This window comes from Sulfitobacter sp. PR48, assembly GCF_028807335.1.
Lineage (GTDB): Bacteria > Pseudomonadota > Alphaproteobacteria > Rhodobacterales > Rhodobacteraceae > Sulfitobacter.
On the sequence record NZ_JARAMM010000003.1, the window covers coordinates 61,715 to 78,283 of the forward strand.

The 16,569-nt window shown below is 63.6% G+C and carries 16 protein-coding genes; 5 read left to right on the plus strand and 11 right to left on the minus strand.

From position 1 onward, the window contains the following. Nucleotides 1–118 precede the first annotated feature (118 nt). The 5 genes from PVW51_RS04945 to PVW51_RS04965 form a co-directional block, all read right to left on the minus strand. The gene (locus tag PVW51_RS04945; RefSeq protein WP_274573828.1) at nt 119–1,474 is read right to left on the minus strand and encodes an SPOR domain-containing protein; all 1,356 of its coding nucleotides are present in this window, start codon (nt 1,472–1,474) and stop codon (nt 119–121) included. Nucleotides 1,475–1,585: 111 nt separating this feature from the next. Further along, on the minus strand, nt 1,586–2,230 hold the full coding sequence (upp, locus tag PVW51_RS04950) for a uracil phosphoribosyltransferase (RefSeq protein WP_274573829.1): 645 nt from the start codon (nt 2,228–2,230) through the stop codon (nt 1,586–1,588). 132 nt (nt 2,231–2,362) lie between these two features. Next, nucleotides 2,363–3,550, minus strand: a complete 1,188-nt coding sequence (locus PVW51_RS04955; RefSeq protein ID WP_274573830.1) for a phosphopentomutase — start codon at nt 3,548–3,550, stop codon at nt 2,363–2,365. Continuing rightward, nucleotides 3,550–4,854 (minus strand): thymidine phosphorylase, encoded by a 1,305-nt coding sequence (locus tag PVW51_RS04960; RefSeq protein ID WP_274573831.1) that lies wholly within the window; start codon nt 4,852–4,854, stop codon nt 3,550–3,552. Before PVW51_RS04960 ends, PVW51_RS04955 begins: the two co-directional genes overlap by 1 nt. Continuing rightward, nucleotides 4,851–5,252, minus strand: coding sequence for a cytidine deaminase (locus PVW51_RS04965; RefSeq protein ID WP_274573832.1), 402 nt, complete (start codon nt 5,250–5,252; stop codon nt 4,851–4,853). Before PVW51_RS04965 ends, PVW51_RS04960 begins: the two co-directional genes overlap by 4 nt. Nucleotides 5,253–5,464: 212 nt before the next feature. Between PVW51_RS04965 and PVW51_RS04970 the strand changes: the two genes are divergently transcribed. Continuing rightward, nucleotides 5,465–7,738 carry an NADP-dependent malic enzyme gene (locus PVW51_RS04970; RefSeq protein ID WP_274573833.1) on the plus strand — a complete coding sequence of 758 codons (2,274 nt, stop codon included), beginning with the start codon at nt 5,465–5,467 and terminating at the stop codon, nt 7,736–7,738. Nucleotides 7,739–7,784: 46 nt separating this feature from the next. On the opposite strand, the gene PVW51_RS04975 is transcribed toward PVW51_RS04970, so the two are convergent. Both PVW51_RS04975 and PVW51_RS04980 read right to left on the minus strand, forming a co-directional pair. Beyond that, the gene (locus PVW51_RS04975; RefSeq protein WP_114275121.1) at nt 7,785–7,895 is read right to left on the minus strand and encodes a malic enzyme; all 111 of its coding nucleotides are present in this window, start codon (nt 7,893–7,895) and stop codon (nt 7,785–7,787) included. A gap of 131 nt (nt 7,896–8,026) precedes the next feature. Next, nucleotides 8,027–8,794 (minus strand): MipA/OmpV family protein, encoded by a 768-nt coding sequence (locus PVW51_RS04980; protein ID WP_274573834.1) that lies wholly within the window; start codon nt 8,792–8,794, stop codon nt 8,027–8,029. Between the two features lie 221 nt (nt 8,795–9,015). On the opposite strand from PVW51_RS04980, the gene PVW51_RS04985 reads away from it, so the two are divergent. Together PVW51_RS04985 and PVW51_RS04990 are read left to right on the plus strand one after the other, a co-directional pair. Next, complete coding sequence (locus tag PVW51_RS04985; RefSeq protein WP_274573835.1) at nt 9,016–10,908, plus strand: propionyl-CoA synthetase; 1,893 nt, start codon at nt 9,016–9,018, stop codon at nt 10,906–10,908. A 20-nt stretch (nt 10,909–10,928) separates the two neighbouring features. Beyond that, nucleotides 10,929–12,167, plus strand: coding sequence for an adenylate/guanylate cyclase domain-containing protein (locus tag PVW51_RS04990; protein ID WP_274573836.1), 1,239 nt, complete (start codon nt 10,929–10,931; stop codon nt 12,165–12,167). Between the two features lie 192 nt (nt 12,168–12,359). Here PVW51_RS04990 and PVW51_RS04995 read toward each other — a convergent pair whose 3' ends face one another. Both PVW51_RS04995 and PVW51_RS05000 read right to left on the minus strand, forming a co-directional pair. Further along, the gene (locus PVW51_RS04995; protein ID WP_269361169.1) at nt 12,360–12,557 is read right to left on the minus strand and encodes a CsbD family protein; all 198 of its coding nucleotides are present in this window, start codon (nt 12,555–12,557) and stop codon (nt 12,360–12,362) included. A gap of 229 nt (nt 12,558–12,786) precedes the next feature. Then, nucleotides 12,787–13,548: an NAD kinase gene (locus PVW51_RS05000; protein ID WP_205388209.1), complete on the minus strand. Its 762-nt coding sequence runs from the start codon at nt 13,546–13,548 to the stop codon at nt 12,787–12,789. 189 nt (nt 13,549–13,737) lie between these two features. Between PVW51_RS05000 and glyA the strand changes: the two genes are divergently transcribed. Both glyA and PVW51_RS05010 read left to right on the plus strand, forming a co-directional pair. Beyond that, a complete protein-coding gene (glyA, locus tag PVW51_RS05005) occupies nt 13,738–15,015 on the plus strand; it encodes a serine hydroxymethyltransferase (RefSeq protein ID WP_274573837.1) in 1,278 nt (425 codons plus the stop codon). A gap of 262 nt (nt 15,016–15,277) precedes the next feature. Beyond that, entirely contained in the window at nt 15,278–15,673 is a 396-nt protein-coding gene (locus tag PVW51_RS05010) for a (R)-mandelonitrile lyase (protein ID WP_274573838.1), read from the plus strand. Between the two features lie 27 nt (nt 15,674–15,700). On the opposite strand, the gene PVW51_RS05015 is transcribed toward PVW51_RS05010, so the two are convergent. Together PVW51_RS05015 and PVW51_RS05020 are read right to left on the minus strand one after the other, a co-directional pair. Further along, nucleotides 15,701–16,051: a VOC family protein gene (locus PVW51_RS05015; RefSeq protein ID WP_269361173.1), complete on the minus strand. Its 351-nt coding sequence runs from the start codon at nt 16,049–16,051 to the stop codon at nt 15,701–15,703. Between the two features lie 15 nt (nt 16,052–16,066). After that, nucleotides 16,067–16,441 carry a hypothetical protein gene (locus tag PVW51_RS05020; protein ID WP_269361175.1) on the minus strand — a complete coding sequence of 125 codons (375 nt, stop codon included), beginning with the start codon at nt 16,439–16,441 and terminating at the stop codon, nt 16,067–16,069. Between the last annotated feature and the right edge of the window lie 128 nt (nt 16,442–16,569).

The following is a 16,569-nucleotide window of genomic DNA, read 5'->3' on the forward strand; positions in this document are numbered from 1 at the left end:
CGGACCTGATGGGCAAAGACGGATTTCCGCCCCGCCGCCGGACGGCCTTTGGGCAAAGAAATGGCCAGCCGGATATTCTCCGACTGGCCAGGGCAAGCTGCTGAAAAGTTGAAACGCGTTAGTTACGCGCGAAAGCGTCGCTGTAACCGGCCCCCTTCAGGCGGCGCATCGCATTCTGGATCGCCTGTGCCGAATGGAACGGTCCGGCCTGCACGGTCATATAGGTCTTGCCGTTCCTGCTGTGTTTGCCGATGCGGGCCGCCATGCCCATGCGGGCGATGTTCTGTGCCGCTCTCTGCGCATTGGCAGGGTTGCCAAAGGTCCCGATCTGCACAAAGTGCTTGTCGGCCAGGGCCCGTGAGGGGGTCGCGGCGGCGGCCTGCGGCTGCGCCGCCTTGGGCGCGGAGCGCGAGGAATAGACAGGCTGGCGCTTTGCCGGGGTCCGCGCGCTTGCCGGATGATTGCGGATGATCCGCTTGGTCAGCTGGCCGTTGCGTTGCACGATTGTGACTTCACCCAGTTCCCGGCGCTGCGTCACGATATCGAGATAGGGATAGACCAGTGGCACAGAGGCCGTCAGATCGCGCCCGGTGGCCTGGTTGATCAGGCGGCGCGGGACGGTCTGTGTCCAGATCAGCAACATGTCGCTGCGTCCGGCAAGGCTCTGCTCTGCCCGGCGCGGGTTCAACCGGCCATCTTCCCAGACGGTCTTGTAACCCGGGGGCACGCGCACGTTGTCATAGGTGTTGAGGCGGTTCTGCGCCACATGTTTGGGCACGATGCGTGTATGCGCCGTGACCTCGGACGCGGTGACAGCATAGCTCCGCGTCCCGCCGGCCGCATATCCCGGTGCGATGATCGGTTCCGCCTGGGGTCCGCAACGGACCGGTGTGCTGGCAGAGCCGCGCAGGTATTGCTGGGACAGGGGCGATGCCCCCCGGCAGGCCGTGGCGACCTCTGCGCTGCGCCGCAGCTGGGGCGCGGGCGCGGGTGCGGGAACCGGGGCGGCGATGATGACCGGCGCAGGTTTGATCCGGGGCTGTGGCTTGGGCGCCGGAGCGGTCTGGCGGACAACAACGGGGGCCGCCTGACGTTTGCGCTTGGGCGCCGCCACCTTGCGCGGTTTCGGGGCCGGTGCCGCCGCTGCGGGTGCATTGTTGAGGGTGATCTGAACAGGCGCTTCCGCCGGTTGGGCCGGTGCTGCCGCCGCCGATGCGACCTGCCCCGACAGGCTGGGCTTGAACCCGCAGATCGTCTTGCGGGACCGGGTCACGCGTGGAATCCAGGACACATTGCCATCAATACCGGCACGGATGAAGACGCAGCCCTGACTGTCAACATATTGCTTGCCCTTATAGGAGTCAGGCGGAAACTCCGCCGGTTGCTGTTCCTGAATCTGGGCATCGACCTGCAGGGCCGCCAATCCGCCGGAAGCGGCAATAATGGCAATGGCAATCAGTCTTGTAAGCTTCATCTCGTGCCCCCACACAATCCGAATGAGAATTTCGGCCAAGGATGCCCCAGCCTGTTCGCGGTGTCCAGCGCGCAAGCCGCTTTATCCAGCTGTTTCCGGGCGGTGATTGATCTACTTCGTGCCAAACATCCGGTCGCCGGCATCGCCCAGCCCCGGCACGATGTATCCCACGTCGTTCAGCGCCTCGTCCACGGCTGCGGTGACGATGGGCACATCGGGATGGGCCTCCCGCATCCGCGCGATTCCCTCAGGTGCTGCCAGAAGACACAGAAAGCGGATGTTGGTGGCACCCGCCTGTTTCAACAGGTCAATCGCCGCCGCCGAGGAATTGCCCGTGGCCAGCATCGGATCGACCGCAATCACCAGCCGGTCGTCCAGCCCCTCCGGCACCTTGAAATAATACTGCACGGGTTGCAGCGTTTCCTCGTCCCGGTAGAGGCCGACAAATCCGACCCGCGCCGAGGGGATCAGCTCAAGCACACCGTCCAGCAACCCGTTGCCCGCCCGCAGGATGGAAATCAGCGCCAGTTTCTTGCCGTCAAGCGTGGGCGCGTCCATCTCCTGCATGGGCGTGTTGATCTTCTTGGTGGTCATCGGCAAGCCGCGCGTGACCTCATAGGCCAGCAGCTGGCTGATCTCGCGCAGGAGCTGCCGGAACACCGCCGTCGGCGTGTCGCGGTCGCGCATGATGGTCAGCTTGTGCTGAACCAGCGGATGGTTCACCACGGTCAGATGGTCGTCGGTCAATGGGGGCATGGGCAGCACTTTCCTTTTGCTCCGTTGTCGCGCGAAACCGAAGATTTCGCAAGCAGCGCCCCCTGCTCTTTTTGGCCTTAAATATACCCGGGGGAATCGGCTTTGCCGATGGGGGCAGCGCCCCCCGCCCCCCTATCCGCCCGTGCCGACGCCGAGGTGGCGCGCCACCAGTGCGGCGACATCCCGAAAACCGATCAGCCCCAGCGGCCCCGCAGTGTCGCCCGCCACCAGCACCGGCACCCGCTCGCGGGTGTGATCTGTGCCAACCCAGGTCGGATCATTGCCGTGATCGGCGGTCAGCACCATGATGTCACCGGGTTGCAGCCGCCCCAGTAGCTTGCCGATCTCGGTGTCGAACCATTCCAGATGCCGGGCATAGCCCGCGACGTCACGGCGGTGACCATAAAGGCTGTCGAACTCCACGAAATTGGCGAAGGTCAGGCTGCCCGGCTCGGCCTCTTCCACCAGGTCGCCCAGGTGGCGCATCAGCTGGGCATCGGTGCCCTTGCGGACCTCGTCGATGCCCTGCATCGAAAAGATGTCCCCGATCTTGCCCACCGCATAGACCTTTTGTCCGGCGTCCTGCACCCAGTTGGTCAGAACCGGCGCGGGTGGCATGATGGCGAAATCACGGCGGTTCGCGGTGCGGGTGAAGCCTTCGTCCGCGCTGCCGGTAAAGGGCCGGGCGATCACCCTGCCCACCGTCATCCCATGCAGGCGCGGCGCGATGGCCTTGCACAGCGTCAGCAGACGGTCCAGCCCGAAGCACTCCTCATGGGCCGCGACCTGGAACACGGAATCGGCGGAGGTATAGCAGATCGGCCAGCCGGTCTCGCAATGCTGCGCGCCCAGATCCGCGATGATCCTGGTGCCGGAGGCATGGCAGTTGCCCAGGATGCCTGTCGTCCCCGCAGCCTCGACCACGAAATCGGCGAGGTCATCTGGAAAGGCGGGGCGCTTGTCCGGGAAATAGTGCCAGTCCCAGGGCACCGGCAGGCCCGCCAGTTCCCAATGACCCGAGGGGGTGTCCTTGCCCCGCGAGACCTCGGTCGCGGCACCGAAGGTGGCGTTGCCCGCACTCGGCGGCACCGTCTCACCCTCGGCCAGCGCCATTGCTTCAACAAGGCCCAGCGCCATCAGGTTGGGCAGCTTCAGCGGGCCGCTGCGCCCCTCCTCCGCGCCCCCCCGCGCGCAGGCCTGCATGATATGGCCCAGCGTATTGGCCCCGGTGTCCGGCACATCGCCGTTGAAATAGCTCTCCGCGTCCGGCGCGCCGCCGATCCCGACGGAATCCATCACCACCAGAAAGGCGCGCGGCATCATCCGACCCTTTCGATGATGAGATCCGGCAGCTTGGGCCGCGATGGCCCCAGCGTGATCGCCGCCACCACCGCCGCTGCCGCCCGGTCCGCCTGATCCGAGCGTGCCGCATGGACCACGGCGAGGGGTTGCCCCTTGCCGATCTTCGCGCCAAGCCGCACCACCTCCGACAGGCCGACGGCGGGATTGACGTGATCGCTTTCCACCTCGCGTCCGCCGCCAAGCTGCACCACGGCAAGGCCCAGCGCCTCGCCATCAATGGCGCGCACATAGCCGCCCGAGGGGGCCTTGACCTCGCGGATGATGCTGGCCTCGGGCAGGAAGCGCTGCCAGCTGTCGACAAATCCGACCGGCCCGCCCATGGCGCTGATCATCCTGCCGAAACGCTCGGCGGCGGCACCGTTGCGGATCGCCTTGGCAATGGCATCGGCCCCGTCCTGCACATCGGCCACCAACCCGCTGTTGGCCAGCAGAACGCCCCCCAGGGCTGCCGCCACATCCACGATGGGGCCACGGCCCGTGCCGGTCAGCACCCGCATCACCTCAGCCACCTCCAGCGCGTTGCCCAGGCTGGGCACCAGCGGCTGGCTCATGTCGCTGATCACCGCAGTGGTCCGGCATTTCGCCGCATTGGCCGTCTTGGTCAGCGCCTCTGCCAGGGCCTGAGCCGCGGCAAGGTCCTTCATGAAGGCCCCGCTGCCGACCTTGACGTCCAGAACCAGCCCGTCGACCCCGGCTGCCAGTTTCTTGGACAGGATGGAGGCGGTGATCAGGTCCAGCGATTCCACCGTGGCGGAGACATCGCGCACCGCATAAAGGCGTTTGTCCGCCGGGGCGATATCCGCTGTCGCCCCGACAATGGCGCAGCCGGCCTGCGCCACGATCTGCCGGAACCGCTGTTCATCGGGCTGGGTGCCGAAGCCGGGTATCGCCTCCAGCTTGTCGAGCGTGCCGCCGGTATGGCCCAGCCCGCGCCCCGAGATCATCGGCACATAGGCCCCGCAGGCCGCAAGCGCCGGGGCCAGCAGCAGCGACACACAATCGCCCACGCCCCCGGTCGAGTGTTTATCAAGCACCGGACCATCCAGATCCCAGGACAGCACCCGGCCGGAATCGCGCATCGCCAGGGTCAGCGCCACCCTTCCCACATCCGAAAGCCCGTTCAGGCAGACCGCCATGGCAAAGGCCCCGGCCTGCGCATCGCTGACCTGGCCATCGGCGAGCGCCCGGGCAAACCATCCCAGTTCGTCGCGCGTGGGGGTCTGACGTTGTCTCAGCTTTGCCAGGATGGCACGGGCATTCATCCCTGCCCCTCCATATAGGCGGCGGTGAAACTGCCGGGCAGCAGATCGGCAATTGTGGTGCCCTGTTCGACACCTGCAAGCGTGGCCATGGTCACGGGCACCTCACCAGCGCCGAATTCCGCCAGTTTCTGGCGACAGCCGCCGCAGGGCGTGACCGGCATCGGGCTGTCGGCAACCACATATGCCTCTTTCAGCTCTGTCTCTCCGGCGGCGACCATGGCGGCAATCGCCCCCGCCTCGGCGCAGGTGCCTTCGGGATAGGCGACATTCTCCACGTTGCAGCCGACATAGATTGCGCCGGATGCGCTGCGCAGGGCTGCCCCGACCTTGAAGCCCGAATAGGGCGCATGCGCGTTCTCGCGCACCTCGACCGCTGCCTGCCGCAAATCTGAACTCATGATCACCCCCTGTCACGCATTGTATAAAAACCCTCGCAGAAAGTATCAAAGGACAAAACCCCTGTTCCCGCCCGTCAAGCGGAACAACCGTCCCGGAAAAGCAAACACGGCTTTGCAATGGGGCTTTGCCAAAGCAACTGGCATATGACATTCTGGCGCATGAAAACCAGATAGTTTAACATTAAACAAAATTTCAACAGGAGCACCAGCGCATGTCCGACACCTCCAACCAGCGACAAGCCGCGCTTGACTATCATGCCCTTCCAAAGCCCGGAAAGCTTGAGATCAGGGCAACCAAGCCGCTGGCGAACGGGCGTGATCTGTCGCGCGCCTATTCTCCCGGGGTGGCCGAGGCATGCCTTGAAATCAAGGCCGATCCCTCAACCGCAGCGCTCTATACCGCGCGCGCCAACCTGGTGGCCGTTGTCACCAACGGGACGGCGGTACTGGGATTGGGCAATATCGGTGCGCTGGCGTCGAAACCGGTGATGGAGGGCAAGGCGGTCCTGTTCAAGAAGTTCGCCAACATCGACTGTTTCGACATCGAACTGGATCAGAGCGACCCTGAAAAGCTGGCCGATATCGTCTGCGCGCTGGAACCGTCCTTTGGGGCGATCAACCTTGAGGACATCAAGGCACCGGATTGCTTTACCGTTGAACGAATTTGCCGCGAGCGGATGAATATCCCCGTCTTTCACGACGACCAGCATGGCACGGCCATCGTGGTCGGCGCGGCGGCAAAGAATGCGCTGCATGTCGCGGGCAAGAAATTCGAAGACATCAAGATCGTTTCCACCGGCGGCGGGGCGGCTGGCATTGCCTGTCTCAACATGTTGCTGAAACTGGGGGTGAAGCGCGAAAACGTCTGGCTCTGCGACATTCACGGCGTGGTCTACAAGGGCCGTGAGGAGGACATGAACCCGATCAAATCCGAATTCGCGCAGGACACCAAGCTGCGCACGCTGGATGACGTGATCCCCGATGCCGACATGTTCCTGGGCCTGTCCGGCCCCGGTGTGCTGTCGCCGGAGATGGTGGCCAAGATGGCCAGCCGGCCGATCATCTTTGCGCTGGCCAACCCGACACCGGAGATCCTGCCCGAAGTCGCGCGCGCGGTGGCGCCGGATGCGATCATTGCCACAGGCCGGTCTGATTTTCCCAATCAGGTCAACAACGTGCTCTGTTTCCCTTTCATTTTCCGGGGCGCGCTGGATGTGGGCGCCAGCACCATCAACGACGCGATGCAGCTTGCCTGTATCGACGGGATTGCCGCCCTTGCCCGCGCCACCACCAGCGCCGAAGCCGCCGCCGCCTATCAGGGCGAGCAGATGACCTTCGGGCCGGAATACCTGATCCCCAAACCCTTTGACCCGCGCCTGATCGGCGTTGTCTCCTCTGCCGTGGCGCGGGCGGCGATGGAAACCGGCGTCGCGGCGCGGCCGATCGAGGACCTGGAGGCCTACAAGCGCAAGCTGGACGGGTCGGTGTTCAAATCCGCCCTGGTGATGCGCCCGGTGTTCGAGGCCGCCCGCGCTTCCCCGCGCCGGCTGGTCTTTGCCGAGGGCGAGGACGAGCGGGTGCTGCGCGCGGCGCAGGCGATCATCGAGGAAACGGTGGAAACGCCGATTCTGATCGGCCGCCCCGAGGTCATCGAAAAGCGCATCGAACAGGCGGGGCTGAACCTGCGTCTGGGCGAGAACTTCGATCTGGTGAACCCGGAGAACGATCCGCGCTATCGTGACTATTGGGAAACCTATCATCACCTGATGGCGCGGCGCGGCGTGTCGCCCGACATCGCCAAGGCCATCATGCGCACCAATACCACCGCCATCGGCGCGGTCATGGTGCATCGGGGCGAGGCCGACAGCCTGATCTGCGGCACCTTCGGGGAATTCCGCTGGCATCTGAACTATGTCGAACAGGTGCTGGGCCGCGACGGTTTGCGCCCGCATGGGGCGCTCAGCATGATGATCCTTGAGGATGGGCCACTGTTCATCGCCGACACCCATGTCCACCTGCACCCCAGCCCCGAACAGATCGTCGAGGTCGCACGCGGGGCGGCACGGCATGTGCGCCGTTTCGGGATTGAACCCAAGATCGCCTTCTGCTCGCAATCGCAGTTCGGCAATCAGGGTGACGGCACCGGGGGACGCCTGCGCGCCGCCATCGGGATACTGGACGCGGCGGGCGATGATTTCTGCTATGAGGGCGAGATGAACATCGACACGGCGCTGGATCCGGCGCTGCGTGAACGGTTGTTGCCCGGAAACCGGATGAGCGGGGCGGCAAACGTGCTGATCTTTGCCCATGCGGATGCGGCGTCAGGCGTGCGCAACATCCTGAAAATGAAGGGCGGCGGGCTGGAAGTGGGGCCGATCCTGATGGGCATGGGCAACCGTGCACATATCGTGTCGCCCTCGATCACCCCGCGCGGATTGCTGAACGTGGGGGCCATCGCCGGCACGCCGGTCACGCATTACGGATAAGGCCTGCGGGCCGCTCCGGCCTGCGCCGGGGCGGCCCTGATCCGCCTTACTTGCGGGGTGCGGCGGGTTTGATATCTGCCACGGTCGCGGCGGCCTTTGGTGCCGGCTTGGCAGCTTTGAGGGATTTCTTCTTCTTGTTGGCGATCTTGTCACCCATTGTCGTGAACCTTGTCATGACGCGGGTCCGGCGGGATGCCGACCCTGATGGTCACTTTGTCCAAAGCAAAATGCCGGGCTGTCGCATATTCGACAGCCCGGCATATTTGCGACATCAATTTTCAGGGTGGCTCAGAACCGCCAGTCAAAGACCCGGCTGACCCCGAAACGCAGGGTCCATTGATCGTCTGAACCTGCTGCCGTGATCGGGCTGTCGGCGGCAGAATTCTGCAACCGTTCATAGGCCAGGGCCCCCTCCAGCGCCCAGCGGTCATCCAGCGCATAGATCGCCTCGACCGTGACACCGGCGCCCAGCACACCGCCCTCTGCGGCGAAGGGAGCAAAGGCGGATGCCCCCGATTGCGCCGGGGTCACCCCGAAATAGGTCTGGGCATATTCGGTGTTGCCGAAGTTGACGCGCGGCCCCGCCATGATGGTCAGGCGCTCATTCGGGCGAAAGATCAGATCGCCGCCCAATGCGCCGGTGACACCATGGTGCCCGCCAAAGCCGTGACGGACCTCGCCAAAGACCTGCCAGTTGGTTTCGCGGTAGATCAGGCCCAGGCCCAGTTCAACCGCGGCGTCAATGTCGCCCAGACCGGCCAGCTCGGGGTTGTCCGCCACATCGCGCGAGCCGACGTATTTGAACGCGCCGCGCAGGGCAAAGCCGTTGTCCGGAATGGCGCGCACGCCGTTGCCCGTATTCACCGGGCCCCATGTCAACGCGCCAAAGGTGAAACCGATGTCGGGCCCGATCGTAAAATCATCCGCACCGGGATAGGAGGGAGCCGCCGAAACCCCGCCGCGCAGGGCGAAGTTGAAGGACCGTTCCTGTGCCGTTGCGGGCATGGCCGTCAGGGTGGCGGCCGCAAGGCCGAAGGCAAGCGTCGATGCGCGCATGAAAATCATCTCCGTCAATGGAAGCAATATTTACTCTTTCTCGGACCTAGCACGCGGGCCGGGAAAGAACAGCCGCAATCCGGTCACATAGGTGTAAACTCATGCGCGGCATCGGGACGGATACGGAAAATTTCTTTGCATTTCTGGCGCATCGGGGCCGAAGGCCCTTGTTCGGGCGGCCTGCCCTCGCGTAACCAATTGCAAACGGGGAGGACGAAGACATGGGCTACCACGCACTCTACGAGGCCTGGAAACAGGACCCGGAAGGTTTCTGGCTTGACGCCGCCAAGGCCATTGACTGGGTGGAACCGCCGAAGAAGGCGCTCTTTGACCGCGGCGCCGACATGTACGAATGGTACGCCGATGCGCAGGTCAACGGCTGTTACAACGCCGTGGACCGCCATGTGGAAAACGGCCGCGCCGATCAGCTCGCCATTATCCATGACAGCCCGATCACCGGGACCAAGCAAAAGATCACCTTCGCCGAATTGCAGACCCGTGTGGCCAAGCTTGCCGGGGCGCTGCAGGCGCAGGGCGTGACCAAGGGTGATCGGGTGATCATCTATATGCCCATGGTGCCCGAAGCGCTGGACGCCATGCTGGCCTGTGCGCGTATCGGTGCGGTGCATTCGGTGGTCTTTGGCGGGTTTGCCGCCAACGAACTGGCAGTGCGCATCGACGATTGCACGCCCAAGGCGATTCTCGCCGCCTCCTGCGGGCTGGAGCCGGGGCGCGTCGTCGCATACAAACCCCTGCTGGACGGCGCCATCGAGATGGCCCGGCACAAGCCCGAGGTCTGCCTGATCCTGCAGCGCGAACAGCACCTTTGCGATCTGACCCCGGGCCGCGATCTGGACTGGGCGGAGGTCTGTGACGCGGCCACCCCTGCCGGGTGTGTACCGGTCGAGGGCAACCATCCGGCCTATATCCTTTATACCTCCGGCACGACCGGCGCGCCCAAGGGCGTCGTGCGCCATACCGCGGGCCATCTGGTCGCGCTGAACTGGACGATGAAGAACATCTACAACGTCGATCCCGGCGATGTGTTCTGGGCCGCATCCGATGTGGGCTGGGTCGTGGGCCACAGCTATATCTGCTATGGTCCGCTGGTGCATGGCAACACAACCGTGGTCTTCGAAGGCAAACCCATCGGCACGCCGGATGCAGGCACCTTCTGGCGCATCATCGCGGAGCATAACGTGCGCTCCTTCTTTACCGCCCCCACCGCGATCCGCGCCGTCAGGCGCGAGGACCCCGAGGGCGACTTCATCCGGAAATACGACCTGTCCTGCCTGCGCGCGCTCTACCTCGCGGGGGAACGCGCGGACCCCGACACGATCATCTGGGCGCAGGAGAAACTGGGCAAGCCGGTCTATGACCATTGGTGGCAAACCGAAACCGGCTATACCATCGCGGGCAACCCCGCCGGGCTGGAGGCGCTGCCGGTCAAGATCGGATCGCCGACGGTGCCGATGCCCGGTTACGACGTGCAGATCCTGGATGAGGCAGGCCAGCCGCAGAAACCCGGCGCGCTGGGGGCCATCGCCATCAGGCTGCCCCTGCCCCCCGGCACCCTGCCCACCCTGTGGAATGCCGAAGACCGGTTCCGCAAAAGCTATATGACCACCTTCCCCGGCTATTATGAAACCGGCGATGCGGGCATGATGGACGAGGACGGATACCTTTATATCATGGCGCGCACCGATGATGTGATCAACGTCGCGGGGCACCGCCTGTCCACCGGCGCCATGGAAGAGGTTCTTGCCGGACATCCGGATGTGGCCGAATGCGCCGTGGTCGGCGTTGGCGACGCGCTCAAGGGCCAGGCACCGATCGGCTTTGTCTGCCTGTCCAAGGGCGTGAACCGACCCCACGCCGAGATCGCGGCCGAATGCGTGAAACGCATCCGCGATCAGATCGGCCCGGTTGCCGCCTTCAAACAGGCGCTTGTGGTGGACCGCCTGCCAAAGACCCGGTCGGGCAAGATCCTGCGCGCCACCATGGTCAAGATCGCCGACAATCAGGATTTCAAAATGCCCGCGACCATCGACGATCCGGCAATCCTGGACGAAATCCGGGCAGCGCTGCAAACTATAGGCTATGCTCAGGGATAGGTAATCTTCGGAGGATCACCTTGGAAACATCTAGAGCCACCGATTTTGAATTCGCGGCAGCGCTGTCGGATCTGACCAATTGGCTGATCCGGCAGGGTCTGGAAAACACACCCGTCGAGACCTGGCTCGAAGCCTGCTGCGAGAAACTGGTCGCGGCAGGCATCCCCCTGCAACGGGTCAACCTGTCGCTTCGGGCGCATCATCCGGAAATCGGTGCTGTGGCTTTTCGCTGGTTCCGGAGCGGGGCCTATGAACGCTTTGACTACCAACGCTCCGCCACCACACCCGACGAATACCTGCAAAGCCCGCTATACTACCTGCTGACCCACGATATTTCCGAACTGCGGCAGAAACTGACGGACCCTGAACCGGCGATGAATTTTCCGATCTTCGACGAGTTGAGGGAGCGCGGCGGGACGGAATATTACGCCGCCAAGCGCTTTTTCCTCAGGGCTGACCATGACTCGCCGGTCAATCCCCGCAACGCGGGCGAAGAGGGCATGACCATTTCCATGACCACCGATGCCCCCGGCGGGTTCACCACGGCGCAGCTGGATGCGGTCCGAAACCTGCTGCCCGCCCTGTGCCTGACGCTGAAAAGCGGTGCCAACCGTCTGATGGCCGAAGATATCACCGCCGCCTACCTTGGGCGCGACGCCAGCGCGCGGGTGCTGTCGGGTGCCATCACCCGCGGATCCTCCGAAACGATTTCGGCGGTGATCTGGTATTTCGATCTGCAAGGCTTCACCAAGATGTCCGAAACCCTGCCGGGCACCGCGATCATTGACCTTCTGAACGATTATTTCGCGCTCGCGGTCGAGGTGGTCGAACGCAATGGCGGCAATGTGCTGAAATTCATGGGCGACGGGATGCTGGCGATTTTCGATCTGGTTGAGGTCCCCGATGCGCGGCGCGTGGCACTTGATGCCGCCCTTGAGCTGCGCGCGGCTTTTGCCAGGCTGAACGAAGAACGCACAAGGGACGGCCTGACGACAACCGGCTTCACCCTCGCCCTGCATGCGGGAGACGTTCTTTATGGCAATATCGGGGGCAAGACGCGGCTGGATTTCACGGTGATCGGACCGGCGGTGAACACCACCGCGCGTATCCTGGGCATGACTGGCCCGCTGGATCAGACGATTGTCATCTCTTCCGCCGTCGCAAAACCGATTAGGGAGACCCGGCCAGAGCTGGTGTCGCTGGGCCAGTACCGGCTGCGCGGCGTCACCGAGCGGCAGGAATTGTTCACGCTTGATTAAAGTTTTCAGTTTTCGTTGAAGCGAAACATCGCCAATGTCCCGAGAGCGCCGGAGGCGCGGCAGGGTATTGGCGATACAACATAAACTGGAAACGCTACAGGGCGCACCGGATTAAGACACCCGGTAGCACAGGGGCCTCACAGCAAAGGGCGGCCGCTTGGACCGCCCTTGCACAATCTTTGTTGGCCTGTCTCAGACCCGCGCGGCGAATTCATTCACCTGACGCTCGGCCTCTTCCTTGGCCACGCCATAGCGCTCCTGAATCTTGCCAACCAGCTTTTCGCGGTCGCCTTCGGCCTCTGTCACCTCATCGTCGGTGAGTTCGCCCCATTCGGATTTGATCGAGCCGGTCATCTGTTTCCAATTGCCTTTGATCTGGTCCCAATTCATGTCTGCTCTCCTTTGATTGCTTCATTCCGCTTTGGCACCTCCTGTGCCCTACGGGTTCATTGAAGCAACGCGACCCCGCCTGTCTTTGTTCCCGGATATCCGGGTTGCCGCCTGGCTGACGGCCAGCAGATAAGCGAATTTTCGCGCGCCCGGCCCCGGCCCTGCCGTATCAATCGGGGCCGCGCAGAACCCTGTGTGCCGGGAGAGGGTGAGACCCTGATGCCGTGCTTCAGGTGAATTGTTCCGAAATCAGCCGTTCTTCCAATCCGTGACCCGGATCGAAAAGGATCGTATGTTTGACGGAAGGTTCGGATGCGATCTCGACGGTCACGACATCGCGGTAGGACGTGCCATCCGCATCGGCCATCACCGGCCGCTTTTCCGGTTCCAGCACGTCAAACCGCACCTTGGCCGCTTTCGGCAACAGCGCGCCGCGCCAGCGCCGGGGCCGGAAGGCCGCCATCGCCGTCAGTGCCAGAACATCCGACCCGATCGGCAGAATCGGCCCGTGGGCGGAATAATTATACGCGGTAGAGCCGGCAGGCGTCGCGACCAGAGCACCATCACAGACCAGTTCATGCATCCGCAGCCGCCCATCCACCGAGATCTGCAGTTTTGCCGCCTGTGGCCCTGCCCGCAGCAGGGAGACTTCGTTGATGGCCAGCGCCGTGGCCATGTTTCCGTTGATCTGGGTGGCCTGCATGACAAGCGGGTTGATCACGGCGGTTTCCGCCGCGCGCAGCCGCTCGATCAGGTCGCTTTCACTGTATTCGTTCATCAGAAAGCCGATGGTCCCGCGATTCATCCCGTAGACCGGCAGATCCAGCGCCTGGGTCTCATGCAGGGTGGCCAGCATGAATCCGTCGCCGCCCAGCGCCACGATAATCTCCGCCTCCTCCGACGCGACATTGCCATAGCGCCCCGTCAGGACAGCCTTGGCGGTCTGCGCAACCTCGGCGCGGCTGGCCACAAACGAGATTTTCATGGACATGTCCGAGACATCTCAAAGATCATGGCGAAGGTTTCCGATGCTGCCCGTATTCCCCCGAACCAAGCACATATTGCCAATCGCTGCCAGTGCTGCCGCGCATATTGGCATTTGCGTCGTTTTACAGCCTTTCAGACCAGCGTCCTTTCCGCTACGAAACGACGAAATTTCCGGCCTCAAAGGAGCCCTCGCATGAAAGATTTCTTCACCGCCTCGCTGGCCCAGACAGACCCCGAACTTCTGGCCTCCATCACCGGCGAGCTCGGCCGCCAGCGCCACGAGATCGAATTGATCGCGTCGGAGAACATTGTCTCTGCCGCTGTGCTCGAAGCGCAGGGCTCCGTGATGACCAACAAATACGCCGAAGGCTATCCGGGCCGGCGCTATTACGGCGGCTGCGAATGGGTCGATGTGGCCGAGAATCTGGCCATCGAACGGGCTTGCAAGCTGTTTGACTGCGGTTTTGCCAATGTCCAGCCGAACTCCGGCTCCCAGGCGAATCAGGGGGTTTTCCAGGCGCTGCTGCAGCCGGGTGACACGATCCTGGGCATGTCGCTGGACGCTGGCGGCCACCTGACCCATGGGGCCGCGCCGAACCAGTCCGGCAAATGGTTCAACGCCATCCAGTACGGCGTGCGCAAGCAGGACAACCTGCTGGACTACGACCAGGTTCAGGAACTGGCAACCGAGCATCAGCCCAAGATGATCATCGCAGGTGGTTCCGCCATCCCGCGCCAGATCGACTTTGCCCGGATGCGCGAGATTGCCGATTCCGTCGGTGCCTATCTGCATGTCGACATGGCGCATTTTGCCGGTCTCGTAGCCGCTGGCGAACATCCCTCGCCCTTCCCCCATGCCCATGTGGCCACCACCACCACCCACAAGACCCTGCGCGGCCCGCGCGGCGGCATGATCCTGACCAATGACGAGGCGCTGGCGAAAAAGTTCAACTCCGCCATCTTCCCCGGCATCCAGGGCGGTCCGCTGATGCATGTGATCGCCGGCAAGGCCGTCGCCTTTGGCGAGGCGCTGCGCCCGGAGTTCAAGACCTATATCCAGCAGGTCGTGAAGAACGCCCAGGCGCTGAGCGATCAGCTGATCAAGGGCGGGCTGGACACGGTCACCCATGGCACCGACACCCATGTGGTTCTGGTCGACCTGCGCCCCAAGGGCGTGAAGGGCAATGCCACCGAAAAGGCCCTGGGCCGCGCGCATATCACCTGCAACAAGAACGGTGTTCCCTTCGACCCGGAAAAACCGACTGTGACCAGCGGCATCCGCCTCGGCTCCCCCGCCGGGACCACCCGCGGTTTCGGCGAGGCCGAGTTCCGTCAGATCGCGGACTGGATCATCGAGGTTGTTGATGGGCTTGCCGAGAACGGCGAGGAAGGCAACGCCGAGGTCGAAGCCAAGGTCAAGGCCGAGGTCGAAGCCCTTTGCGCGAAATTCCCGTTGTACCCCAACCTGTAAAGACGAAGGTGGGCCAGCGGCCCACCTGCACCCCCACGGCCCGCGGCACAGCGGCGGACCGTGGGGGGGCCCACCGCTGACAATACAGCGCCCCGAGTCGCAGGTTTCTGCGCCCGCAACTCCCGGATGATCCGAATATCTGAAGCCTTAGCAAGCGAGGCCTGTTGCTTCTGCCTGTCCGGAATGACGCGGCGCGTTGTATCTTTTGCCCGCACCGCCTTAAGGTGATCGTCTCGCCCAGCATTTCATGTGGAGACAACAGATGATCATTCACCGCGCGGGGTCGCGCCCTTCGAGCAGACCCAATCCCGAGTATTTCACCGGTACTGTCCGAATGGACCCGCTGATCAGCGCCCCTGCCCCGGCGCGCCTCAATGGCCTTTCCGTGACCTTCGAGCCCGGCGCGCGCACCAATTGGCATACCCATCCACTGGGCCAGACCCTGATCGTGACGGCCGGCGCGGGCCGCGCGCAAAAAGAAGGCGAAGAAATCGTCCGGCTCGCCCCCGGCGATGTCGTGTGGTTCGCCCCCGGCGAGAAACACTGGCACGGGGCAGCCCCCGATTGCGCAATGACCCATATCGCCCTGCAGGAGGCGCTGGAGGGCACAACCGCAGACTGGCTTGAACCTGTCACGGATGCGCAATACGGCTCCTGAACGCGGGACCGTTGGCCTCTGCTGGCGCTAGAAATGCGACAGGATGTTGATCTCGCGCCCCATCGGATCGGCAACAAAGAACCGCCGCACGCCCCAGCTTTCGTCGGTGATCGGATAGGTGATCGTTGCCCCCATCGCACGGGCGCGGTCATGAACCTCGTCCACGTTCTCGACCTCGACCGAGATGTCCGGCACCGGCGCACCGGCCCCACCCTGCGCGGCGATGCTCATCTGGACCGGCCCCAGTTCACCGGAGCCCAGCGTGATGATCCAGCCCTGGTCCATCAGGATGTTCAGGTTCAGCAGCTCGCTGTAGAAAGCCGCCAGTCCCGGCACATCGGCACTGGCGAAATTGCAGACGATACGTGTCACGGTCATCGAAATTTTCCTTGTTCAAAGATAGCCGCGCCACGACAGCCAGAACAGGAAGGCCGTGATCACGATCAACAGGTTCGCGGCCACAACAGCGGCAAGACCGATCAGACGCCCCTTGCGTCTGTCGGCCACATCTATCGCGGCCAGATGCGCGCTGACATCCGCATAGGCCTGGGAAAATTCGCGCGGGTCCAGCTGCCGCGCCAGTTTCGGATGGCCTGCCATCTTCTGGGCCGCAACCAGACGCGCGGCCTGCCCCCGCACCCGGCGCGGCAGGCGGCGGCCTGCACGGCGCAGCGCCTGTTCCAGGTCGCGCCCGCGGACCCCCAGCTTGGCCTGGAGCAGCCGCAGCAGGGCCTGGGACTTTGCGTTGATGTCTTTCTCGGTCAACATTGCCTACATCTAGGGCCTGTGGACACTCATCTTCGCCCACCCGTTTCAGTCCAAAATTGCTCAGTTCCAGGCAAGAGAGCGCGGAATAGCCAGTTATTTCAAGCTCTCTTTGCGCAGAAATGGGCAAT